The sequence below is a fragment of the uncultured Devosia sp. genome, from assembly GCF_964244875.1.
Taxonomy (GTDB): Bacteria; Pseudomonadota; Alphaproteobacteria; order Rhizobiales; family Devosiaceae; genus Devosia.
This window is the reverse complement of sequence record NZ_CAXTKA010000001.1, coordinates 208,032-227,440: the sequence shown is the minus strand read 5'-3', so window position 1 is coordinate 227,440 and position 19,409 is coordinate 208,032. Positions and strand designations below refer to the sequence as shown.

Below are 19,409 nucleotides of genomic sequence, written 5' to 3'. Positions count from 1 at the left end.
CTCCTCCCCTGCCAGGGGGAGGGTGGGTGGGGGTAGGGGAGCCGCGATATCGGGGCCGTTCGACCCCCACCTTGATCCTCCCCCTGGGAGGGGGAGGCGTCGACTGAGGGGGTTGGGCAAGGGTATATCACCCGTGGTGCAATGCAAAGGTGCGGGGTTTAGAGCCCTTGGGACGTCGTCGGGATCGGGGTGCTGGCCTGGTCGGCGACGGGCTGGGTGGCGCGGAGGGTGGTGGCCAGGAGGTCGGCCAAGTCGACCAGCTTGCGCGCGGCGGCCGGGGTCAGGGTGGGCGGACGCTCGGGGGCGACCTCGATGACCTGGGCCGGATCGGCATTGGCGATCACGACGGGTTCGGGCACGAAATCGACGCCGAATACCGGCTTGATCTCGATATTGGAATGGGCATAGGCCATGAACTTCTGCCAGGCGACGGCCGGCAGATTGCCGCCCGTCAGCGTGCGGGTGGGGTGGTAGTCGTCATTGCCGAACCAGACCGCCGCCACGTAATTGCCGGTGAAGCCGCAGAACCAGGCGTCGCGATAAGATGAGGTGGTGCCCGATTTGCCCACCACGGGCACGCCCTCGATGCGCGCCTTGCCGCCGGTGCCGCCGGTGACGACGCCGCGCAACATCTGGTTCATGTTCCGCACGGTCGTTTCGCTCAGGATGCGTTCGCGCGGCGCTTCGGGATGGGCCTCGAAAATCAGCTCGCCGGTCAGCGAGGAAATGCGATTGATGCCATAGGCCGTGGTCTTGTAGCCCTCGTCGGCCAGCACCGCATAGGACGAGGTCATGTCCAGCACCGACACCGAGGCGACGCCCAGGGCCAGCGAGCGCGTGACCGGATAATCGGCGCGCAGGCCCATGCGATGGCTGAGCGCAGCGATCGGGTCGCGCCCGGTCTTGATCGACAGGGTGACCGGAACGGTATTGAGCGACTGGGCGAAGGCACTGGCCAGGGTGACGCTGCCCTTGTAGCTGCGGCCGTAATTTTGCGGGCACCAGTCCCCGATGCAGACCGGCCGGTCGGTGATCATGTCGCTGGGCGTGAGCCCCAATTGCTCGAAGGCTTCCGAATAGACGAAAATCTTGTAGGCGGAACCCGGCTGGCGGGTCGACACGATGGCGCGATTGAACTGCGACTTGCCGTAATCCATGCCGCCCACCATGGCGCGCACGGCTCCCTTGGTATCGGTGACCACCATGGCGGCCTGCTCGACATCGAACTGCTCGCCGCTGTCGCGCACGGTGGAGGTGACGGCGTCCTCGGCATATTTCTGCAGCGTCGTGTCGATGGTGGTGCGCACGACGAAATTGTTGGAGCTGTGCCGGGACGCCTCGATGATGGTCTTGGCTTCCTCGAAGGCCCAATCGAGAAAATAATTGGGCGAATTGGCATCGGCAGTGCGATCGACCGGGGAGGCCGGGTGGCGGCGGGCAGCGGTGACCTGGCCTTCGGTGAGGAAACCGGCGGCCACCATATTGGTCAGCACCAGATTGGCGCGGCCGCGCGCCGCGGCCAAGTCGACATGGGGCGCATATTTGGTAGGCGCCTTGAACAGGCCCGACAGCATGGCGGCTTCGGCCAGGTTGATGTCCTGCACCTTCTTGCCGAAGTAGAAATCGGCCGCTGCCACGACGCCGTGATTGCCGCCGCCCATATAGGCGCGGTCGAAATAGAGCTTGAGGATCTCGTCCTTGGAATAGTGCCACTCCAGCCAGACCGCCAGGAACGCCTCGTTGATCTTGCGCTCCAGATTGCGCTCAGGCGTCAGGAACAGGTTTTTCGCCAATTGCTGGGTAATCGAGGAGCCGCCCTGGGTGCCGTTCTCGCCCGAGGCATTGCTGGCGATGGCGCGCAGCGTGCCAACCACGTCGATGCCGAAATGCTCGTAAAAGCGGCGGTCCTCGGTGGCCAGGGTCGCCTTGATCAGGTAGTCCGGCATGTCCTTGAGGGCCACGCTGTCATCCGAGCGGATGCCGCGCCGGCCGATCTCGTTGCCATAGCGATCCTGGAACACGACCGAATAATCCTCGGCCTTGTTGAACTCCCCAGTGGCAGTGGCATCGAACGCCGGCAGCGCCAATGCCGTCATCAAGACCGCCCCGATGGCCCCGAAGGTGAACCCGTCCGACACCAGCTCGACGAACAGCCGCAGGATGCCGCGGACGCGGAAGATGCCCATGATGTCCTGCAGCCGCGTCCAGCCGCGCGCAAAGGATTGGCCGGATTCATAGAGGGAGGAATCGAGCCAGGCATCGGCAGCCAGCATGCCGGATTTCTTGACACGTTTTTCTTTGGTATAGAACGGGTCCTGCACGTCGATCCCCGGCTTGGCTCACGCAGTGTTGTCCGCAATCGCGGCGGCGCGCAATAATATCGCTGCAATATGATTGCCCTTGGCGACGCACAAGGGCAAACCGGCAACAGCATGAACGGGCTTGGGTTAACATGGCCTTCTGGGACGAAAAATCATTGGGCGAAATGACCCCGGCCGAGTGGGAGGCGCTGTGCGACGGCTGCGGGCGCTGCTGCCTGATCAAGCTGGAAGACGAGGACAGCGGCCTGCTGATTACCTCCGATGTGCGCTGCAAACTGCTCGATGGCGACACGTGCGCCTGCACCGACTATCCCGGGCGGCAGGCCAAGGTGCCCGACTGCATCAAGCTGACGCCGCAGAACGTCATCGAGATCAAGTGGATCCCCACCACCTGCGCCTATCGCCGCATTGCCGAGGGCAAGGGCCTGGCCTGGTGGCACCCGCTGGTCTCGGGCGATCCACAGACGGTGGTGGACGTCGGCGTATCGGTCAAGGGCCGCACCTTTCTCGAAACCGACGTGGCGCCCGACACCTGGGAAGAGCACGCGGTGGACTGGCCCGAATGGGAACCGCCCGAGAGCCTTTAGAGTCGGGCGAAGGCCAGCAAGGGCGCGAGGTCGTAGCGATCTGCGGCCTTGAGTGCGGCAATGTAGCGGTCGCGAACCCGGCTGTTGGTATCCAGGCTGGTTCTGCCCCAGGTAAAAGCCGGCACGCCAAGACGGCGGCACAGCAATTCGGCGGCAAGGCGCGTGTGACGACCATTGCCATTGGTGAACGGATGGATCAGCACGAGACCGTGATGGTAGCGGACGGCCAATTCGTCTGCGGGGTAGGTGGCATGTTCGATCCAGTATTGTGTGTTGTCTAGAAACTCGCGCAACCGGGCCGGAACCTCGTAGGATTTGCTGCCGCCAATATTGACTTCAATGGTGCGCAATTCGCCGGCCCAACGCCAGACATCGCCAAACATGCGGTGATGCAATCGTTGGAGATAGGCGCCGTCGGTCAATTTAACCCGGCTGCGGTAGGCCCATTGTCGGCCGGCCAGGATGTTGGCCTGCTCGGCTTCGTTCAGGTCGGCGCGGGTGGTGATCCAGCTTTGCAGCAGGTCGCGCTGGGCGTCTGGCTCCAGCGGCGTTGCGTTGTCGGCATTTTCGAGGAGATCGCTCAAGCGTCCAGCCAGAGGTCGCGTTCGGAAATGTGGTCGCGAATATAGTCTTGGATGATTTCGGTTCGACTGTCGGCAGAGACGCCCTGGTTTTCCAGCGCCATTGTGTGGCTGACATTGGCCATGGCCTGGGCGGCAATGACATGGGCGCGAAAGGCGACTATCTCGTTCAGTGACGTGTTTGGCACCAAGGCATAAACGAGTGTGCAATCAAGCGCTTGCGCGGCGCGGCGCAGGGTTTCCAGCCGTATCGTACCATTCGCCTCGCTTTTTTCCATATCATCGATGGACTGGGAGCGCACGCCCAGCAGTTTCCCGAGTTGGACCGATGACAGGCCCAAGGCATCCCGCAAAGCCCGTATCCAGCCTTTCGCAGGCGGCTGGAAGTGGCTGGCCGGTTTCAGAGCATCAAGGCGGGCGTCCAGTCTTGTCCGGGCCTTCTTGAGTTTTGCATTCCAGGCCATGGCGCGTCCAATGATGGAGCCAGGCTGTAGCCTGGTTTTATCAGGCTATATAACAGGCTGTAGCCTGGTTTACAAGAGGTGGTAAGCAGGCTGTAGCCTGGTTCCATTGGTTAGAACGTTGATGTGAGCGCTGGTCCTGCCGTGCGCCGCGCCTATTGCCGCTGGAAACACTGTTAACCAATATAAACCACTCGTTAACCATGTTGTGGCCTGATCGCGACAAGAGCAGCGCGCGGCAGGGATCAGATGACCGATATCGCCAGCATCAAGACCATCAACGATCCATTCTGGAGCCGTGTCCGCATGGCGCTGGGAACGATGCGCCAGGAGCGCGGGCCCGCCTATGGGCAGGCGGCGATCGCACGGTCCATCGGCATCAAGCCGCGGCTGGGCGCGCGCCTCGAGGAGGAACTGGGCCTGGCCTGGGATCGTTCGCGTGAGCGCAAGGTCTCGCTGAGCCTGCTCGTGATCGAGCTCGACCGTTTCAAGGAATACTTTACCGCCTACGGCAAGCTGGCGGCCGACGATTGCCTCATGGCGGCGATGGAAGCCATTCGCGACGCTCTGCCGCGCGATGGCGACGGCGTCTTGCGGCTGGGGCGCGCTTCGTTCGTGGTGGTACTGCCCGATTTTCCCATGCTGATGGCGCGCGCGACGGCGCTCAAGATCGCCCTGGCGGTGCGCGACGCCAGCCTCGCGCACAAGGAAAGCCATGCCGGCATCGTCACCGCCAGCATCGGGCTGGCCGTGGGCAATCCCAGCGGCAATTACGACCGCAAGTTCTTCGAAACCGCCGCTGGGGCGCTCGCCAAGGCGCAGCGGCGCGGGCTCAATCGCATCGAGGCGGTCGACCTGCGGCCCGACCAGGAGCGCAAGCGCAAGGCGGCGTAGCGCCGGCAGGGGTTTCTTCCCGGCGCAACAGCCTTTAAGAGAGCCGTCCTTTCCCCGCCCGGCGCGTGGCGCAATCGACGGAACCTTGCATCATGTCCCTGGCTTGCGGGCTCGACTTCGGCACGTCCAATTCCACCATGGGCATTGCCACCCAGGTCGGCGGGCCGCGCTTGCTGGCGCTTGAAACAGGCAAGCCGACCATCCCCAGCGTGCTGTTTTTCGGCTTCGAGGACGACGCCATCCATTTCGGCCGCGCCGGGGTGGCGGAATATGTGAGCGGCGCCGATGGACGGCTGATGCGCTCGCTCAAGAGCGTGCTGGGCACCTCGCTGATCGGGGACAGCACGCGCGTCAAGGCGCGTCGCTATGCGTTCACCGAAATCCTGGGGATTTTCATCGCCGAGCTGAAACGCCGGGCGGAAACCGAACTGGGCGCGCCGGTCGACGATGTCGTGCTGGGGCGGCCGGTGCATTTCGTCGACGATGATCCGCTGGCGGATATGCAGGCGCAGGGCCAGCTCGAGGACGCGGTTCGAGCGCAGGGGTTCCGGCACATTGCGTTCCAGTTCGAGCCGATCGCCGCGGCGCTGGACTATGAGCGGCAGGTCAACGACGAGCAGCTGGCGCTGATCGTTGATCTGGGCGGCGGCACCTCTGACTTTTCGCTGGTGCGGGTATCGCCGGACCGCGCCAGAAAGCCGGACCGCGCCGACGACATCCTGGCAACGGCCGGCGTGCATGTGGGCGGCACGGACTTCGACCGGCTGCTGTCGATGGCCAAGGTCATGCCGCAACTGGGACTGGGCAGCCCGACGCGCGACGGCAAGCGCTACCTGCCGGTGGCGCCCTACTACGATCTGGCCACCTGGCACCGCATCAACCGCCTTTACCATGCCAAGCCGCTGCGCGATCTGCTCGAAACTCGCAACGAGGCGGAGCGGCCCGACCTCGTGGCGCAGTTCATCGCCTTGGTCGAGGAGCGGCAGGGACACCGGCTGGCCGGGGCGGTGGAGGAGGCCAAGATCGCCCTGTCGGACATGGCGCACTATCGGTTCCAGTTCGCCTCGCGCGGCGCCAGCATCGATATCGCGATGACCACCGAGGAGCTGGCGCGCGCGCTGGACGCATCGGTGGAGCGGATTGCCGCGACCATCGGGGAAACGTTGCGGCGCGCCGGCGTGGGCGCCGATGCCGTCGACAGCCTGATCCTGACCGGCGGATCAACGCTGGTGCCGGCGATCGTCGCGCGCCTGCGCCTGATGTTTCCTGCGGCGGCAATGGTGCGTACGGACGTGTTGGGCAGCGTGGGGCTTGGGCTGGCCATGGAAGCGGCACGGCGGTTCGGCCCACCCCGGCCATAACGAAGTTATGCAAGAAATCCCCGCGTGACGGGGACATGCTAGTGTTCAGGCATAGTCGCGAAATTGGGTCAGCGGGGCAGGGTAACCCAAGCCGGTTATGACGCCGACTTGATTGCCTGCCAGCGGCGCAGCTGCTTGTCGGACACATCGGCCAATTGGCAGGCAAAGCGGCCCTTGATGTAGTGATTGAAGAACGCGCCACGCGATGGTGCGTCGCGCATCGCGTCGTAGAACAGTTGCGGCACCCCGAAATACTTGTAGCGCCGCCCGTTTGCGGCGAACCAGATCGAGAGTTCCTCGCGATCGGGTTTGTAGTGGATGTGGCGGATCGCAGACGACATGAACGCCTCCTGGCGTGCTGGACTCCACAGTTGAGAATCCGGCACGGAGTCAAGGCGTTCCAGCAAAACGTTAAGATCGATTCACAAATGAGTCATCGCATGAATGAGGACGCAACGGCGCCATTGGTGGCGGCTCCCGATTGGAGCGTCATCCGCGTGGAATATGAATCGCGGGCTTTTTTGCCCCGGGACATTTGCCGGCGCTATGCCGTCACCGACTCCCAATTGCGCTATCGGCGCGAGAAGGAGGGATGGACTGGCAGCCGGGCCCGCGTGGTTCGCAGCAGCGACCTGATCAACCGCATGTTCAAGATCCTCAACAAGCAAGTTCGCTTACTGGAGAATGCCGTGAAGGACCCGATAGAAAAGCAAGTCGGCGCACTGAGCACGACGGTCAAGACTTTCGAGAAACTGGTCGAGCTGAGCGCCACCGAGCGCAATGTGCAGCCGACCAACAAAAAGGACATGCGCGATCTGCGCGACAAGCTGGCCAGACGCCTTGACCAGTTCAAACAGCGCTGAGAGCGAGGCCGAAGTCGCCGAACTCTCGGACGACCAGGTTGAGGCAAAATATTACGGCTGGACGCAAAAGTGGGCGCGAGCCGATCAATTGCCTCCCGCAGGCGAATGGACAACCTGGCTGATGCTGGGCGGACGCGGTTCGGGCAAGACCAGGGCCGGCGCCGAATGGGTGAGGTCATTGGCGGCGGCAAAGGTGACGCCGATCGCATTGGTGGGCGAAACCATGACCGAAGCCATTGCGGTGATGATCCGGGGCGAAAGCGGATTGCTCAATGTTCACCCCGACGAAGAGCGGCCCGTGCTCAAGGGCACCAGCCTGGTCTGGCCCAACCGCGTCGAGGCGATGGTGATGTCGGCATCCGATCCGGACCGGTTTCGGGGGCCGCAATTTGCGGCGGCCTGGTGCGACGAGGTCGCCAAATGGCCCGATGCCGAGGCGGCATGGGACATGCTGCAGTTCGGGTTGCGATTGGGCGACCAGCCCAGACAATTGGCGACGACGACGCCCAAGCCGACGCGATTGCTCAAGCGATTGCTGGCCGATCCGTTGACCTTGGTGACACGGGCAAAGACGCAAGACAATCGGGCGCACCTGGCGCCAAACTTTATGGAAGCTGTCGTGGGGCGTTATCGCGGCTCCGTGCTGGGGCGGCAGGAGCTCGACGGCGAAATGATCGAGGATGTCCCCGACGCGCTGTGGCAACGGGCGATGTTCCTGGCAGCGGGGACGGTCGTAGCCGATCGCATCGTGGTGGCGGTCGATCCGCCGGTGACCGGAACCGAGCGTTCCGACGCCTGCGGCATCATCGTGGCCGGACGGGTGGGGGAGGGCGCTGTCGTGCTGGAGGACTGCACGTTGCGACCGGCGGCGCCCCTGGCCTGGGCGCGGCGCGCGGTGGGGGCCTTTCATGCCCATCAAGCCGACGCCATCGTGGTCGAGGTCAACCAGGGCGGCGATCTGGTCAAATCGGTGATCGCGCAAGTCGACGCCAATGTGCCGGTGCGCGCGGTGCGGGCGACGCGGGGCAAATGGCTGCGCGCCGAGCCGGTGGCCGCGCTTTATGGCCGCGGGCTGGTCCGGCACGTGGCGGGACTGAGTGCGCTGGAGGACGAAATGTGCGCCTTCGGCAATGATGGCCGCAGCGACGGCCATTCGCCCGACCGCGTGGATGCGTTGGTCTGGGCGATCACCGACCTGTTGCTGGTGGAGGTGAGCCCGAGGATGAGGCGGGTTTAGGGTGTGCTCCAGGGCGTTACGACGGGCACATCGATACCCCGGAAGTCCGCGACATTGCGGGTGACCAGGACTAACCCGTTGGACACCGCCGTGGCAGCAATCAGGGCATCGATCGGCGGCTTGGGATCTGGCACATGAAACTGAGCGCAACGGCGCGATACGGCATCATCGACGGGTAGGGTGCGACCTTCAAACATAGGTACAATAACCCCGTCGAACCAGTTGCGAATTTGCAATGCCTGGGACTGGTCATTGCGATGCAGCAATTGATGAATCCCAATCTCGAGCTCCAGGAGGGTCAATGCTGAAATGGCAAGATCGGATGTTTGTTGCGCTCGAGCCCAGCTCTGGAAACCGGCGTTTGCGGATGACTTTTTCCTGTATTCCGATACCGCGTTGGTATCGAGCAAGTACTTCATGCGTCGCCGTCTTCCTCGAAATCGTCAAAGGGGTTGGAAAACGGCTCCAATTGACGCTTCTGAATGAACGCATCCAAGTCGATGTCACCCAGGTCCTCGCTCGGCGTCAGCGCATCCCATGAATTCAGCGCAGGCTTGGTCAGCCGTTCGTATTCCGCATAGGTGGTCAGCACATAGGCCGGCTGGCCGCGATCGGTGATGATCAGCGGACCATTGTTGGCGGCCTGTTTGGCGCTGCTGGTGTTCTGGTTGAACACGCGGGACGACATGGTCTGGGATTTAACATGACGGTTCATGGTGTCACCTCCGGGATAACGTGTAGCCACGTTACTACATAAATGATGGCGGTCCAACGCCAATTGTTGCTGGCCGCTCGAAAGCAAAGGTTCAAACATGCCCCACTGGTTCAACCGCCTTGCCGGCGGGCGGTCAAACGCGCCTGCCGAACGCAAGGATTTTGCCGGCCATTCGGTGCTCAGCCTCAGCCAGCTTGGGGCGGCGAGCTGGAGCAATCGGGGGTTTGCAAGCCTGGTCAACCAGGGGTTCGCGCGCAATCCGGTGGTGTATCGCTGTGTGCGCCTGATCGCGGAGGCGGCCAATCGGGTGCCGCTGGTGATCGAGGACAATGGGCGGCGCGTGGACGAGCATCCGCTGGCGACGCTGCTCGGGCGGCCCAATGGGCGCCAATCGGGCGGGGAAATGCTGGAGGCGGTGTTCGCCTATCTGCAGACGGCGGGCAATGCCTATGTGCAGGCCGGGGTCGTCGATGGCGAGGTCAAGGCGCTGTTCTGCCTGCGGCCGGACCGGATGCGGGTGGTGGCGGGCGCCGATGGCTGGCCTTTGGCCTATGATTACACCGCCGGCGGCAAGACCTTGCGGTTGCGCCAGGACGTGGAGCCCGTCCCCGGCGTGCTGCATATGGCGCTGTTTCATCCGCTGGACGACCACTACGGCATGGGGCCGCTGGAAGCGGCGCAAACGAGCCTCGACATCCACAACGCCGCCGCACAGTGGAACAAGGCGCTGCTCGACAATGCGGCGCGCCCGAGCGGCGCGCTGGTCTATTCGATGGCGGGCGGAAATTTGAGCGCCGACCAGTTCGAGCGGCTCAAGACCGAGCTGGAGCAAGGGTTTTCGGGGGTCAGCAATGCCGGACGGCCCATGGTGCTGGAGGGCGGGCTCGACTGGAAGACCATCGCGCTCAGTCCACGGGACATGGATTTCATCGAGGCCAAGAATGCGGCGGCGCGGGACATCGCCCTGGCCTTCGGCGTGCCGCCGATGCTGCTGGGGATACCGGGCGACAATACCTATGCGAACCTGGCCGAAGCCAACCGGGCGCTGTGGCGGCAAACGCTGATCCCGCTGGTGGTCAGGGTGGCCGAGGATTTGAGCAATTGGCTGTCGCCGGCGTTCGGCGGGGCGGTGATCAAGGCCGATTTCGACGGGGTGGAGGCGCTGGCCGAGGACCGCGCGGCGCTCTGGGCCAGGGTGGGCGGCGCGGAGTTTTTGAGCGACGCGGAGAAACGGGCGATGCTGGGGATTGGCGCGTAGCGATGGCGCAGTCTGTTTACGCCAGCCTAAGAGCTTTGATCAGGACGATCCGGCGCGCCACGCTCGAATTGAAGCTCGATATCGCTATATGCGCTCTCGAGCGGCGCTACCGCCAGGACCAGCCGCGGGCACCGCAGGGTACGCCAGAGGGTGGGCAGTGGATCATCGACCTGTTGAACCTGGCGGATGGGCCGCAGGTCGCGGACCGAATGCACGTGGCCGTTGGCCCACGCTGTGATGGATTCTCCGGTGGATGCCAATCTGGTGGCACCTTGGTACTACCGGATGTTTAATATCTCCGGAAAGAAGCTTTGTTGGGATTGTGCTATAAAATTCTTGGGAATTCAGGGAGAGCCTTACGAGGAGCAACGGGCAACGCTGCAGGGCTTCGGCCCGAAAATTCCAAGTGAGGACTCAATGCTGACCCTTGTGCAAGCTCTGAACGCCATTAATGTCGGCGATGTGATTTTCGGACTAGGAGCGGGCGGTCAAGAAAAGCTGCTGCTTGTCTATAGGGCCGATGGACAGGGCTTCTCGGCGCGCCATGTTACTACACAAATGATGTTTAGGTTTGGTCGCGATGGCAAGACACGAGTGTATGCCGATGGCGGTTACATCACGATCGTTTCGACCGCCCGGCTTCCAGCGGACGTGTATGACGTTGCACTCGGGTTGGATCGCAAATTTGCGGCGCAGCCGGAATATCCAGATGGTATCCTGACCAAGGCCGAAATCGAACTATTGCGCATGCATGCCGAGTTCTTCAAGGCGTGTCTGCTGCCGGGGACAGAGACGATGGTGAGAAGGGCGGATAAACTCAACGGCGTCAGGGCGATCCTGCAGTTGGAGTGGGACCCTGTTAACGCGCGGGATAACCCTCCGGACTGGAACGAATACCTAGGTAATCTGCCCGCTTTGGTGGACCTTCTGGAGAGGCAGGCTTCGGTCGATGAGGTAGCAGATTTCCTTGCCGATGTCGCGTCGCGGCGGACGAGGACGCTGGCGGTGGCCGACCGTGGCAAAGCCGCGGCCGCCAGCCTGGTGCGATTGCGACAGAGTTGGGAATCAGCGAGGCGCGGCATATCATACTGAGTTTTCAGACCCCGTATTTTGGGAGGTGTCGTGCGAATAACAAACATTTCCATGAGCGAGCGGGCCGCCGAGATCCTCGACAAGGAAAGAGTGCCGTTCAAGCCGCGCAATTCCGGTGACGTCTTCGCGCCGATTTATATGTCGAACTACGTTGAGCCAGACGGGACGCCGGCGTCGGGGTTTCAGCCTGGCTAACCGTTCACTCGCTTTCCCCTGATGGGCTTAGCGGCAGGTGGGCACTGGCCAAGCCGGCTGGAGCGGCGGAGTTTCTCTTCATGCCGAAGTTCTCCTGGGCGCCGAAGCGACTTACCTCATCGACGTGGCGAGCGAGACCTTCGAGACGCTATCGATTGAGCCGGCGGCCGGCGAGCAGGCCGAGGACGGAAATGTCTTAATCGATATCGGGCCAGTGAATGCCCTCGCCGCGACCGATGAGGCGCCAGTTGGCGCGGGCCAGGCGGTGATCAAGGCCGATTTTGACGGGGTCGAGGCACTGGCCGAAGATAGCGCGGCACTGTGGGCGCGGGTGGGCGGCGGCGAGTTTTTGAGCGACGCTGAGAAAAGGGCGATGCTGGGGATTGGCGCGTAGCGATGGCGCAGTCTGGTTAGGCCAGCCTAAGAGCTTTGATCAGGACGATCCGGCGTGCCAGGCTCGAAATAGAACTTCTGGCCGTCAGAATCTCAAAATTGGTTAGTCGGGAGCGGGGGCATGGAAGAAAAGTCGCTCGAGGCCTGGTCGCTCGAATTGCGGGCGGCAATCGTCGACTTGCGGCTGTACCTGGCGCTGCGGCGTTTTGGGCGCGTGGTCGACGAGATGGTGCGCAAATACCGCCCGGATCAGCCCCGGACGCCGCAGGGGGTGCCGGAGGGTGGGGAGTGGACGATTGATCTTGGCAGCGCGCGTCAGCGGCGGTTGGCCGCCGAGCGCATCAGGGTGGCGCAGATCGGTCCGGCAATCCCGATTATCACACCTGAAACTATGACCCACATTATAAACTCTCATGGTTTCTACACGCCCAGGACAAGTCCACGTAATAGCAGGTTTTTTGCACAATATTCGACGCCGGCCGCCATACAAGACATGGCGAACGAGCTATATCGCCAAAGGATAGTGCCGAAGCCATGGAAAAGCGGCAACCTTTATCAATACTCAGGCGTGATAAACGACGTTGACCTGGAGACCGGCGCGATTACTCCGGTTTTCGTTGGGACGGATGGCGATGGAAATCTTTCCAATAGAGTTCTTATATTATTTAATCCTATCACCGGGCTTGTTGAAACAATGTACAATATTCCCATGGAATAAATGAGGAACATAATGGGCGGAAACGATAAAATCGAAATTACATCGAACGATTTCGACGAAATAGGCAAGCTTATTAAAATAGCTCGAAATTTATCTGAAGATGAATTCATTTTTGTGGACAAAATTTCGATAAAAATGTCAGCGCCGGTAGCCTGGGAGATCGTTTTTGACTTATCCGTGGCTGATAAGGTGGCGGAGTGGGGCTTATATACTCTCAATAGTTTTGAAGACGCTGATCCATTGTCTTTGTTTCGGGCAGACGAGAGTAATGCCTATTGCTTTCAGTTTCTCCATTGGCTCGAAGAAGTTGCCGCCGGGAGGGCGGCAGCGTTTGGGATAGATATGGAAGGTAGTTATGCCGCGTTGGTTGCCTCGGGACAGCGCTCGAACCCCATCGTCAAGTTGTCGGCGATTACCTATCCTAGTCGCCTGGACTTCGCTGTCACGATCGAGCGCCGCGTCCTGGTCCGCGACATCTACACCGCCCTGATCGCCTATTGGGAGAGCGAGGCGTTGAATGCCGCCTGGTCGCAATGGTCGAGCAAACCCAAGTGGAGCCTGCGCTCGGCCGTGGTGGAACACTACCTGGCTCAGGCCGCGCGCGTCTGGTGATGGCCGGCGAGCAGGCCAAGGATGGAAATGTCCTCGTCGATATCAGGCCAGTGAATGCCTTCGCCGCGACCGATCAGGCGCCAGTTGGCGCGGGCGGCGGCGGAGGCATCGCGGAGGCGGGGAAACCATTCGACAGGGACCGACAGTTCCCGGCCGTCGTCTAGAGTGACACGCAGGACTCTGCTCGTGACGGCGACGTCAATGGCGTGTGGTTCAGTCCTCAGAACTAAAGTGCTCATACCAGGCCTTCAGGAAGTCAGTCCGATGTTCGACGACCAATCGCCGGACGCCGCCCAATTCATGGGCACGCACACGTTGCGATGATGCCAGTTCTACAGGCTCAAGCCAATACTTGGCGAGCTTATCAGCAAATTCAACATGAATATGCGGCGGCCCGTCATTTTCCCGGCTGTAGAAAAAGAACCGATAGCCGTTGAGGCGAAGGATCGTGGGCAATAGCGCCTCCCTGTATTGCGGGCATCAAATCACGAAGCTTTGCCAAGAAATTGGAAAAGTTAGCCAAGAACTTGGAATTCTCACCCAAGGAAAAACATCATGGACGAGCTGACCAAGACCGTCGCCGAGCGGGGGGATCTGGCGCATTTGGCGCTGTTTTTGTGGGCCAGCGGGGCCAGTGCGCTGCTGGTGTGGACGCTCAAGGAGCTGGCAGCAGCCAACCGGCGGTTCAACGATTTCGTCCACGAAATTGCCAGCCTCAACCGGCTGTTCAAGAAAGGAGACTGAACCATGGCGGACAAGCAGAGCCGCGATACCGCGCAGCAGACCTTCCGGCAATTCGCCTGGAATTTGGCCGGCACGCTGGCCAGTGTCAAGGCCGGGGTGAAGCCGCCGGCGGCTAAGCCGGGTAAGCGCTGATGGCGCTGGCAAAATCGATTCCCATCGACGCGGATGGGCGGTTTTCGGGCTATGCCAGCCTGTTCAATACGCTCGATGCGGGCGGCGACATGGTGATGCCGGGAGCATTCGCGCAGAGCCTGGCCAAGCGGCGCGGGCGCGTTCGGCTACTGTTCCAGCACGATCCCAAGGAGCCCGTGGGCATCTGGGAAAGTCTGGGCGAGGACCGGCGTGGTTTGTTCGTCAGCGGCCGGCTGGTGCCGGGCGTGCCGCGCGCCGATGCGATCCGGCGGCTGATCGAGAGCCGGGCGCTCGATGGCTTGTCGATCGGCTTCCGCACCGTCAAGGCGACGCGCCAGGGCGGGCACCGCAAGCTCTGGACCATCGACCTCTATGAAATCTCGGTCGTGACTTTTCCCATGCTGGAGGACGCGCGCATCGCGCCTTCGGGCCTCTCTTCAACCGGCGCCGCGATCGCGGCGGCAATTTCCGTACTCCGCAACCCGTAAAGGATATTTCATGGACCGGACCGACGACAGTTTTGAAATCAAGGCAGGCACCGGCGACGATGACGCCGCATTCTTTGCCGAGTTCGCCGCCACCTTCGAGGAGTACAAGCGCACCAACGACCAGCGCCTCAGCGAGATCGAAAAGCGCGGCAAGGCCGACGTCCTGATCGGGAACAAGCTCGACCGGCTCAATGCTGCGCTCGACGGGCAGAAATCGGCCCGGGACCGGGCACTGGCCGACAAATCGCGGCCCATGCTCGATGGCAAATCGGGCGGGCAGGGCGACGAGTACAAGGACGCCTTTTCCGCCTATGTGAAGCGCGGCGAGGAAAAGGCGCTCTCGATCGGCAGCAATGCCGATGGCGGCTATGTGGTGCCGGCCGAAACCGAAACCGAAATCACGCGGCTGTTGACGTCCGTGTCGCCGATCCGGGCAATTGCCGGGGTGCGGCAGGTCTCGGCGGCGGTCTACAAGCGGGCGATTTCGCTGACCGGGCCAGCGACCGGCTGGGTGGGTGAAACCGCGGCGCGGCCGACCACCAATGCGCAAACTTTGGCGGAGCTGGCCTATCCGACCATGGAGCTCTATGCCATGCCGGCGGCGACTTCGGCCTTTCTCGACGATGCGGCGGTCGATGTCGGGCAGTGGATTGCCGACGAGGTGAACACGGCCTTTGCGGCGCAGGAGACTACGGCCTTCGTCAGCGGTGATGGCGTCAACAAGCCCAAGGGCTTTTTGGCTTCGACCACGGTGGCGGAAGCCGGCTGGAGCTGGGGCAATCTGGGCTATATCGCCACCGGCGCGGCCGGCGCCCTGCCGGCCAGCAATGCCAGCGATGTGCTGATCGACCTGGTCTATGCGCTCAAGGCCGGCTATCGGCAAAATGCCAACTGGGTGATGAACCGCAAGACTCAAGGCGCACTGCGCAAGCTCAAGGATGCCGACGGCAATTACCTCTGGCAGCCGGCGCTGACCGCCGACGGCAAGGCCCGGTTCATGGGGTTCGACCTGGTGGAGGCCGAGGACATGCCCAATATCGCGGCCAACTCGCTGTCGGTGGCGTTCGGCGATTTCAAGCGGGGGTATCTGATCGTGGACCGGCAGGGCGTGAGCGTGCTGCGCGACCCGTTCTCGAGCAAGCCCTATGTGTTGTTTTACACGACCAAGCGGGTCGGTGGCGGGGTGGCGGACTTTGACGCGATCAAGCTGCTGAAGTTCGCCGTCTCGTAAAATCCGTGATCCTGTCTGGCTAGAGCCAAGGCCCTGCGCTCCGGTGCTCCCGCACAGAACGTACGCTGCGCTCCGGTGTTCCGGCCTCCACTCTATGTGACTCAGGCTGACGGATTTTTCTTCGCGGCAAGCGGTGAGCTAGTAGTCGCTCCCTTCTGCCCTTGCGGGAGAAGGTGCCCGAAGGGCGGATGAGGGGTCCGTTGCAGCTTACAGTTTGCGGCGCGAACCCCTCACCCTGCAATTCTGCCGAACGCAGAATTGCGGTCCCTCTCCCGCAAGGGGCGAGGGGAAGTCGCCGCAGGGGCGGCGTTTCTAACCCGACAAGGACCAAAAAAATGACGTCATACCTTCTCGCGGGGCCCGCGGAGGAGCCGGTTTCGCTTGCCGAGGCCAAGGCTTTTCTCAAGGTCGAGGATACGGCTGAAGACGGCTTGATCACGACGCTGATCGGGGCGGCGCGATTGCATATCGAGGGCGTGACCGGCCGGGCGCTGCTGGCGCAGACCTGGCGCATGGTGCTCGACCAGTGGCCGGACAACCGCGTGGTTCGCCTGCCCGTCGGGCCATTCATCAACCTGGTCGAGATCAACGCCTATGATGATGGTGGCGGCGTGCATCCGGTACCCCTGGCGCAGGTCTTTGCTGAGCCCGACCGGCTGCTGCTGCCGGTCACCGTCGCCGGCATGCCGGGCCTGCGCGAACGGCAGGGCCTGGAGATCGACTATGTCGCCGGCTTCGGAAACGAGCCCGGGGACGTGCCCGCCGACATCCGCCAGGCGCTGCTGGTGCTGGTGGCTTATTGGTTCGAGCATCGTGACGCGGTGATCGTGGCGGGGTCCGGATCGGTGGTGCCGACGGGCTTTGACCTTTTGGTCGCAAGACATCGGCGGGCCCGGCTATGAGCGAGCGCATTCCCCTGATCGGCACGCTGACCGACCGGGTGCAGATCCGGCGCAAGGAAATGACGGCCCAGGCCGAGGGCGGGTTCACCACGCTCTACGTGCCCATGCAGACGGTATGGGCGCGGGTGCGCAGCCTGAGCGGCCGGCAATTGGAACGCGGCGACGGGCGCGCGGTCGCCATCTCGCACAGCGTGGTGTTCCGCTTTCGCGCCGATGTCGGTCCTGGTGACCAGATCGTTTATCGCGGTCGCAACCTGGACGTGGTGAGCGCCTCGGACCTCAACGGCCGGCGGGCTTATCTCAGCTGCGCCTGCAGCGAAACCAGCTTTATGGGGTAGCCATGCACGCGATCGTTTTGCTGCAGGGCGCGTTGGTGGCAGCGCTCAATGCCGATGCGGCGCTGGTGGCGCTGATCGGGACGGGAGCGGTATTCGACGCGCCGCCCAAGGGGCGCACCGGGTCGTATATCGTGGTGGCCCGGCATGATGCACTGGCGCGCGACGGGGACGCGTCACCGGGGCATGAGCATCGATTGCTGCTGCATGTCTGGCATGGCCAAGCGAGCCGCAAGGCGGCGCTGGCCGTGGCCGAGCGGGTGGTGGCGGTGGCGCTGGGCGCGGCGTTGAGCGGGACGGGGCTGGCGGTGACGCATGCCGAGCATGTGCGCACCGATACGGTGATCGATGGCGCGACGGGGCAGGCAAGGGCCGCGGTGACGCTGCGGTTTTTCAGCGAGGCAGGGTAGCGCTCTGTGCCCAGAGGCCACCCCCACCCAACCTCCCCCTCAAGGGGGAGGAGCCGCTCCACGCGTGAGGCTCGATCCACTTTAGCCCACTGTTCCACTCCTCCCCCTGTCAGGGGGAGGTTGGGTGGGGGTGATGGGAGCCCAGATTTTACAAGCAACAAAGGATACATCCATGGCAGCCCAGAGCGGCAAGGACATGCTGTTGAAGCTCGACCAGACCGGGGCGGGCAGTTTTTTGACGGTGGCGGGGCTGCGCACGCGGGCGCTGGCGTTCAATGCGTCGACGGTCGATGCGACCGACCAGGAAAGCACCGGGCGCTGGCGCGAATTGCTGGCCGGGGGCGGGGTCAAGAAGGCCTCGGTTTCGGGCAGCGGGATTTTCAAGGATGGCACGGCCGACGCGCAGATCCGCACGCTGTTCTTTGCCGGGACGATTCGCAACTGGCAGCTGATCATTCCAAGCTTCGGGGTGGTGGCGGGGCCGTTCCAGATCACCGCGCTGGAATTTTCGGCCGATCATGCGGGAGAAGTGACGTTCGACCTGGCGCTGGAAAGCGCGGGGGAAGTGACGTTCACGGTGATTTAAAGGCCCTCATGCTGACGCATCAAAGCATGGGGGAGCGCAGGACCCCTCACCCTGACATTTCTGCTGGACGCAGAAATGTCTGTCCCTCTCCCTCAAGGGGCGAGGGGCGGCTCCGGGTTTGGTTTGGCCACTGCGCCTTCCTTTCCTCTCTGGGACGCCCGAAGGGCGGATGAGGGGGCATTCCAACAAACAGGAAAAACATCATGGCCAATATTCAACGGGGCGAGATCGATGCGAGCATTGGGGGCGAGCGCAGGGTTTTGTGCCTGACGCTGGGGGCCCTGGCGGAGTTGGAGGCGCGGTTGCAGGCGGGGGATCTGGTGGGGCTGGCCGAGCGATTTTCGGGCGGGCGCGTTTCGGCGCGCGACCTGACGGCGATCCTGGGGGCGGGACTGCGCGGCGGCGGCAATGCGATCAGCGACGGTGACCTGGCGCGGCTCAGCATCGAAGGCGGGCTCAAGGGCGCGGCCGAGATCGCGGCGCGGCTGCTCAAGGCGACGTTTGGAGAGGCGGCGTGACGCCGTTTCCGTGGGCGGCAGCGATGCGGTTCGGCTTCGGGGTGCTGCGATTGTCGTCGCAGGCCTTCTGGCAATTGACTCCGCGTGAACTGGCGGCGGCATGGGCAGCCGTCGCCGGCGAACAGGTGCGGCCGCCGGGACGCTCTGAACTTGAAACGATGATGGCGAGGTTTCCCGATGGCCGATGACTATTTTCCCGACAGTTTTCGTGACGAACTGGGCGAGGTGTCGGTGGAGCTGGACCGGATCGGCACCTTGGCCGACGGGGTGGCACGCTCGATCAGCACGGCTTTTCGCGGTGCATTGAGCGAGGGCAAATCTTTCAAGAGCGTGCTGGGGGACATCGCCAAGGCCTTTGCCGACATCGCGCTCAAGGCGGCGATCCAGCCACTGGGCAATCTGCTGGGCGGGCTGGTGGGCAACCTGTTTGCCAGGGTCAATCCGGCGCTGGGCGGAATGACGCCGTTTGCCAAGGGCGGGGTGATCGCCTCGCCCGGATATTTTGCGATGGGTAACGGACTGGGCCTGGCGGGCGAGGCCGGGCCGGAGGCGATCATGCCGTTGCAGCGCGGCAGTGACGGGCGCCTCGGGGTCGCCGGCGGCGGCGGCGCGGTGCAGGTGACGTTCAACGTGACGGCGACCGATGCGAGAAGCTTTGTGAGCAGCGAGGCGGATGTGAGCGCGATGTTGCTGCGGGCGGTGAAGCGGGGGACGCGGGCGAGTTAGGCTCCACTCCATAAAGCATGGGAGGGCGCAGGACCCCTCACCGGTCTCG

30 protein-coding genes are annotated in these 19,409 nt (G+C 63.0%); 22 read left to right on the top strand and 8 right to left on the bottom strand.

What is annotated here, in order from left to right; translation table 11 throughout:
- Positions 1 to 158 precede the first annotated feature (158 nt).
- Positions 159 to 2,321 (bottom strand): transglycosylase domain-containing protein, encoded by a 2,163-nt coding sequence (locus ACFE8X_RS01015; protein ID WP_375449571.1) that lies wholly within the window; start codon positions 2,319 to 2,321, stop codon positions 159 to 161.
- 131 nt (positions 2,322 to 2,452) lie between these two features.
- Between ACFE8X_RS01015 and ACFE8X_RS01010 the strand changes: the two genes are divergently transcribed.
- Positions 2,453 to 2,908 (top strand): YcgN family cysteine cluster protein, encoded by a 456-nt coding sequence (locus tag ACFE8X_RS01010; RefSeq protein WP_375449570.1) that lies wholly within the window; start codon positions 2,453 to 2,455, stop codon positions 2,906 to 2,908.
- Here the strand turns inward: ACFE8X_RS01010 and ACFE8X_RS01005 are convergent.
- Both ACFE8X_RS01005 and ACFE8X_RS01000 read right to left on the bottom strand, forming a co-directional pair.
- Positions 2,905 to 3,492, bottom strand: a complete 588-nt coding sequence (locus ACFE8X_RS01005) for a mobile mystery protein B (RefSeq protein ID WP_375449569.1) — start codon at positions 3,490 to 3,492, stop codon at positions 2,905 to 2,907. The genes ACFE8X_RS01010 and ACFE8X_RS01005 overlap by 4 nt on opposite strands.
- Positions 3,489 to 3,953 carry a mobile mystery protein A gene (locus ACFE8X_RS01000; RefSeq protein ID WP_375449568.1) on the bottom strand — a complete coding sequence of 155 codons (465 nt, stop codon included), beginning with the start codon at positions 3,951 to 3,953 and terminating at the stop codon, positions 3,489 to 3,491. Before ACFE8X_RS01000 ends, ACFE8X_RS01005 begins: the two co-directional genes overlap by 4 nt.
- 246 nt (positions 3,954 to 4,199) lie before the next feature.
- Here ACFE8X_RS01000 and ACFE8X_RS00995 point away from each other — a divergent pair, with 246 nt between their 5' ends.
- Entirely contained in the window at positions 4,200 to 4,844 is a 645-nt protein-coding gene (locus ACFE8X_RS00995) for a diguanylate cyclase domain-containing protein (RefSeq protein ID WP_375449567.1), read from the top strand.
- A gap of 92 nt (positions 4,845 to 4,936) precedes the next feature.
- On the top strand, positions 4,937 to 6,205 hold the full coding sequence (locus tag ACFE8X_RS00990) for an Hsp70 family protein (RefSeq protein ID WP_375449566.1): 1,269 nt from the start codon (positions 4,937 to 4,939) through the stop codon (positions 6,203 to 6,205).
- A gap of 95 nt (positions 6,206 to 6,300) precedes the next feature.
- On the opposite strand, the gene ACFE8X_RS00985 is transcribed toward ACFE8X_RS00990, so the two are convergent.
- Positions 6,301 to 6,546: a KTSC domain-containing protein gene (locus ACFE8X_RS00985; protein ID WP_375449565.1), complete on the bottom strand. Its 246-nt coding sequence runs from the start codon at positions 6,544 to 6,546 to the stop codon at positions 6,301 to 6,303.
- A gap of 99 nt (positions 6,547 to 6,645) precedes the next feature.
- Between ACFE8X_RS00985 and ACFE8X_RS00980 the strand changes: the two genes are divergently transcribed.
- Together ACFE8X_RS00980 and ACFE8X_RS00975 are read left to right on the top strand one after the other, a co-directional pair.
- Complete coding sequence (locus ACFE8X_RS00980) at positions 6,646 to 7,068, top strand: hypothetical protein (protein WP_375449564.1); 423 nt, start codon at positions 6,646 to 6,648, stop codon at positions 7,066 to 7,068.
- On the top strand, positions 7,046 to 8,305 hold the full coding sequence (locus tag ACFE8X_RS00975; RefSeq protein WP_375449563.1) for a DNA-packaging protein: 1,260 nt from the start codon (positions 7,046 to 7,048) through the stop codon (positions 8,303 to 8,305). The genes ACFE8X_RS00980 and ACFE8X_RS00975 overlap by 23 nt, the downstream gene beginning before the upstream one ends.
- On the opposite strand, the gene ACFE8X_RS00970 is transcribed toward ACFE8X_RS00975, so the two are convergent.
- Together ACFE8X_RS00970 and ACFE8X_RS00965 are read right to left on the bottom strand one after the other, a co-directional pair.
- A complete protein-coding gene (locus tag ACFE8X_RS00970) occupies positions 8,302 to 8,724 on the bottom strand; it encodes a type II toxin-antitoxin system VapC family toxin (RefSeq protein ID WP_375449562.1) in 423 nt (140 codons plus the stop codon). The two genes, ACFE8X_RS00975 and ACFE8X_RS00970, sit on opposite strands and share 4 nt — an antisense overlap.
- The gene (locus ACFE8X_RS00965) at positions 8,721 to 9,020 is read right to left on the bottom strand and encodes a type II toxin-antitoxin system prevent-host-death family antitoxin (protein ID WP_375449561.1); all 300 of its coding nucleotides are present in this window, start codon (positions 9,018 to 9,020) and stop codon (positions 8,721 to 8,723) included. Before ACFE8X_RS00965 ends, ACFE8X_RS00970 begins: the two co-directional genes overlap by 4 nt.
- Positions 9,021 to 9,117: 97 nt before the next feature.
- On the opposite strand from ACFE8X_RS00965, the gene ACFE8X_RS00960 reads away from it, so the two are divergent.
- The 6 genes from ACFE8X_RS00960 to ACFE8X_RS00935 all read left to right on the top strand — a co-directional run bounded on the left by ACFE8X_RS00960 (position 9,118) and on the right by ACFE8X_RS00935 (position 13,288).
- A complete protein-coding gene (locus tag ACFE8X_RS00960; RefSeq protein WP_375449560.1) occupies positions 9,118 to 10,278 on the top strand; it encodes a phage portal protein in 1,161 nt (386 codons plus the stop codon).
- 249 nt (positions 10,279 to 10,527) lie between these two features.
- The gene (locus ACFE8X_RS00955) at positions 10,528 to 11,370 is read left to right on the top strand and encodes a hypothetical protein (RefSeq protein ID WP_375449559.1); all 843 of its coding nucleotides are present in this window, start codon (positions 10,528 to 10,530) and stop codon (positions 11,368 to 11,370) included.
- Positions 11,371 to 11,421: 51 nt separating this feature from the next.
- Positions 11,422 to 11,565, top strand: a complete 144-nt coding sequence (locus ACFE8X_RS00950) for a hypothetical protein (protein WP_375449558.1) — start codon at positions 11,422 to 11,424, stop codon at positions 11,563 to 11,565.
- Positions 11,566 to 11,602: 37 nt separating this feature from the next.
- The gene (locus ACFE8X_RS00945) at positions 11,603 to 11,959 is read left to right on the top strand and encodes a hypothetical protein (RefSeq protein ID WP_375449557.1); all 357 of its coding nucleotides are present in this window, start codon (positions 11,603 to 11,605) and stop codon (positions 11,957 to 11,959) included.
- Between the two features lie 120 nt (positions 11,960 to 12,079).
- Complete coding sequence (locus ACFE8X_RS00940) at positions 12,080 to 12,676, top strand: hypothetical protein (protein ID WP_375449556.1); 597 nt, start codon at positions 12,080 to 12,082, stop codon at positions 12,674 to 12,676.
- Between the two features lie 12 nt (positions 12,677 to 12,688).
- Positions 12,689 to 13,288, top strand: coding sequence for a hypothetical protein (locus ACFE8X_RS00935; protein WP_375449555.1), 600 nt, complete (start codon positions 12,689 to 12,691; stop codon positions 13,286 to 13,288).
- Here ACFE8X_RS00935 and ACFE8X_RS00930 read toward each other — a convergent pair.
- Positions 13,267 to 13,527 (bottom strand): DUF2442 domain-containing protein, encoded by a 261-nt coding sequence (locus ACFE8X_RS00930; protein WP_375449554.1) that lies wholly within the window; start codon positions 13,525 to 13,527, stop codon positions 13,267 to 13,269. The genes ACFE8X_RS00935 and ACFE8X_RS00930 overlap by 22 nt on opposite strands.
- Positions 13,502 to 13,744 carry a DUF4160 domain-containing protein gene (locus tag ACFE8X_RS00925; protein WP_375449553.1) on the bottom strand — a complete coding sequence of 81 codons (243 nt, stop codon included), beginning with the start codon at positions 13,742 to 13,744 and terminating at the stop codon, positions 13,502 to 13,504. The genes ACFE8X_RS00930 and ACFE8X_RS00925 overlap by 26 nt, the downstream gene beginning before the upstream one ends.
- Before the next feature lie 99 nt (positions 13,745 to 13,843).
- Between ACFE8X_RS00925 and ACFE8X_RS00920 the strand changes: the two genes are divergently transcribed.
- From ACFE8X_RS00920 to ACFE8X_RS00870, 11 genes are all read left to right on the top strand, one after another.
- Positions 13,844 to 14,032 (top strand): hypothetical protein, encoded by a 189-nt coding sequence (locus ACFE8X_RS00920; RefSeq protein ID WP_375449552.1) that lies wholly within the window; start codon positions 13,844 to 13,846, stop codon positions 14,030 to 14,032.
- 3 nt (positions 14,033 to 14,035) lie between these two features.
- Positions 14,036 to 14,164 (top strand): hypothetical protein, encoded by a 129-nt coding sequence (locus tag ACFE8X_RS00915; RefSeq protein ID WP_375449551.1) that lies wholly within the window; start codon positions 14,036 to 14,038, stop codon positions 14,162 to 14,164.
- Positions 14,164 to 14,652: an HK97 family phage prohead protease gene (locus ACFE8X_RS00910; RefSeq protein WP_375449550.1), complete on the top strand. Its 489-nt coding sequence runs from the start codon at positions 14,164 to 14,166 to the stop codon at positions 14,650 to 14,652. The genes ACFE8X_RS00915 and ACFE8X_RS00910 overlap by 1 nt, the downstream gene beginning before the upstream one ends.
- A 10-nt stretch (positions 14,653 to 14,662) precedes the next feature.
- Positions 14,663 to 15,883: a phage major capsid protein gene (locus tag ACFE8X_RS00905; RefSeq protein ID WP_375449549.1), complete on the top strand. Its 1,221-nt coding sequence runs from the start codon at positions 14,663 to 14,665 to the stop codon at positions 15,881 to 15,883.
- A 335-nt stretch (positions 15,884 to 16,218) separates the two neighbouring features.
- Complete coding sequence (locus tag ACFE8X_RS00900; protein ID WP_375449548.1) at positions 16,219 to 16,785, top strand: phage head-tail connector protein; 567 nt, start codon at positions 16,219 to 16,221, stop codon at positions 16,783 to 16,785.
- A complete protein-coding gene (locus tag ACFE8X_RS00895; protein WP_375449547.1) occupies positions 16,782 to 17,123 on the top strand; it encodes a phage head closure protein in 342 nt (113 codons plus the stop codon). Before ACFE8X_RS00900 ends, ACFE8X_RS00895 begins: the two co-directional genes overlap by 4 nt.
- Positions 17,124 to 17,125: 2 nt before the next feature.
- A complete protein-coding gene (locus tag ACFE8X_RS00890; RefSeq protein WP_375449546.1) occupies positions 17,126 to 17,530 on the top strand; it encodes a DUF3168 domain-containing protein in 405 nt (134 codons plus the stop codon).
- A 172-nt stretch (positions 17,531 to 17,702) separates the two neighbouring features.
- Complete coding sequence (locus ACFE8X_RS00885; RefSeq protein ID WP_375449545.1) at positions 17,703 to 18,116, top strand: phage major tail protein, TP901-1 family; 414 nt, start codon at positions 17,703 to 17,705, stop codon at positions 18,114 to 18,116.
- A 203-nt stretch (positions 18,117 to 18,319) separates the two neighbouring features.
- Positions 18,320 to 18,634, top strand: a complete 315-nt coding sequence (locus ACFE8X_RS00880) for a gene transfer agent family protein (RefSeq protein ID WP_375449544.1) — start codon at positions 18,320 to 18,322, stop codon at positions 18,632 to 18,634.
- Complete coding sequence (locus tag ACFE8X_RS00875) at positions 18,631 to 18,822, top strand: rcc01693 family protein (protein WP_375449543.1); 192 nt, start codon at positions 18,631 to 18,633, stop codon at positions 18,820 to 18,822. Before ACFE8X_RS00880 ends, ACFE8X_RS00875 begins: the two co-directional genes overlap by 4 nt.
- Positions 18,812 to 19,360 carry a phage tail tape measure protein gene (locus ACFE8X_RS00870; protein WP_375449542.1) on the top strand — a complete coding sequence of 183 codons (549 nt, stop codon included), beginning with the start codon at positions 18,812 to 18,814 and terminating at the stop codon, positions 19,358 to 19,360. The genes ACFE8X_RS00875 and ACFE8X_RS00870 overlap by 11 nt, the downstream gene beginning before the upstream one ends.
- Positions 19,361 to 19,409: the final 49 nt, after the last annotated feature.

What these genes read in the sequence shown, in the direction of transcription:
- ACFE8X_RS01010 (WP_375449570.1), top strand. Translation starts at nt 2,453, where the DNA reads ATGGCCTTCTGGGACGAAAAATCATTGGGCGAAATGACCCCGGCCGAG.
- ACFE8X_RS01000 (WP_375449568.1), bottom strand. Translation starts at nt 3,953, where the DNA reads ATGGCCTGGAATGCAAAACTCAAGAAGGCCCGGACAAGACTGGACGCC.
- ACFE8X_RS00995 (WP_375449567.1), top strand. Translation starts at nt 4,200, where the DNA reads ATGACCGATATCGCCAGCATCAAGACCATCAACGATCCATTCTGGAGC.
- ACFE8X_RS00990 (WP_375449566.1), top strand. Translation starts at nt 4,937, where the DNA reads ATGTCCCTGGCTTGCGGGCTCGACTTCGGCACGTCCAATTCCACCATG.
- ACFE8X_RS00985 (WP_375449565.1), bottom strand. Translation starts at nt 6,546, where the DNA reads ATGTCGTCTGCGATCCGCCACATCCACTACAAACCCGATCGCGAGGAA.
- ACFE8X_RS00980 (WP_375449564.1), top strand. Translation starts at nt 6,646, where the DNA reads ATGAATGAGGACGCAACGGCGCCATTGGTGGCGGCTCCCGATTGGAGC.
- ACFE8X_RS00970 (WP_375449562.1), bottom strand. Translation starts at nt 8,724, where the DNA reads ATGAAGTACTTGCTCGATACCAACGCGGTATCGGAATACAGGAAAAAG.
- ACFE8X_RS00965 (WP_375449561.1), bottom strand. Translation starts at nt 9,020, where the DNA reads ATGAACCGTCATGTTAAATCCCAGACCATGTCGTCCCGCGTGTTCAAC.
- ACFE8X_RS00960 (WP_375449560.1), top strand. Translation starts at nt 9,118, where the DNA reads ATGCCCCACTGGTTCAACCGCCTTGCCGGCGGGCGGTCAAACGCGCCT.
- ACFE8X_RS00950 (WP_375449558.1), top strand. Translation starts at nt 11,422, where the DNA reads ATGAGCGAGCGGGCCGCCGAGATCCTCGACAAGGAAAGAGTGCCGTTC.
- ACFE8X_RS00940 (WP_375449556.1), top strand. Translation starts at nt 12,080, where the DNA reads ATGGAAGAAAAGTCGCTCGAGGCCTGGTCGCTCGAATTGCGGGCGGCA.
- ACFE8X_RS00935 (WP_375449555.1), top strand. Translation starts at nt 12,689, where the DNA reads ATGGGCGGAAACGATAAAATCGAAATTACATCGAACGATTTCGACGAA.
- ACFE8X_RS00930 (WP_375449554.1), bottom strand. Translation starts at nt 13,527, where the DNA reads ATGAGCACTTTAGTTCTGAGGACTGAACCACACGCCATTGACGTCGCC.
- ACFE8X_RS00920 (WP_375449552.1), top strand. Translation starts at nt 13,844, where the DNA reads ATGGACGAGCTGACCAAGACCGTCGCCGAGCGGGGGGATCTGGCGCAT.
- ACFE8X_RS00915 (WP_375449551.1), top strand. Translation starts at nt 14,036, where the DNA reads ATGGCGGACAAGCAGAGCCGCGATACCGCGCAGCAGACCTTCCGGCAA.
- ACFE8X_RS00910 (WP_375449550.1), top strand. Translation starts at nt 14,164, where the DNA reads ATGGCGCTGGCAAAATCGATTCCCATCGACGCGGATGGGCGGTTTTCG.
- ACFE8X_RS00905 (WP_375449549.1), top strand. Translation starts at nt 14,663, where the DNA reads ATGGACCGGACCGACGACAGTTTTGAAATCAAGGCAGGCACCGGCGAC.
- ACFE8X_RS00900 (WP_375449548.1), top strand. Translation starts at nt 16,219, where the DNA reads ATGACGTCATACCTTCTCGCGGGGCCCGCGGAGGAGCCGGTTTCGCTT.
- ACFE8X_RS00895 (WP_375449547.1), top strand. Translation starts at nt 16,782, where the DNA reads ATGAGCGAGCGCATTCCCCTGATCGGCACGCTGACCGACCGGGTGCAG.
- ACFE8X_RS00890 (WP_375449546.1), top strand. Translation starts at nt 17,126, where the DNA reads ATGCACGCGATCGTTTTGCTGCAGGGCGCGTTGGTGGCAGCGCTCAAT.
- ACFE8X_RS00885 (WP_375449545.1), top strand. Translation starts at nt 17,703, where the DNA reads ATGGCAGCCCAGAGCGGCAAGGACATGCTGTTGAAGCTCGACCAGACC.
- ACFE8X_RS00880 (WP_375449544.1), top strand. Translation starts at nt 18,320, where the DNA reads ATGGCCAATATTCAACGGGGCGAGATCGATGCGAGCATTGGGGGCGAG.
- ACFE8X_RS00870 (WP_375449542.1), top strand. Translation starts at nt 18,812, where the DNA reads ATGGCCGATGACTATTTTCCCGACAGTTTTCGTGACGAACTGGGCGAG.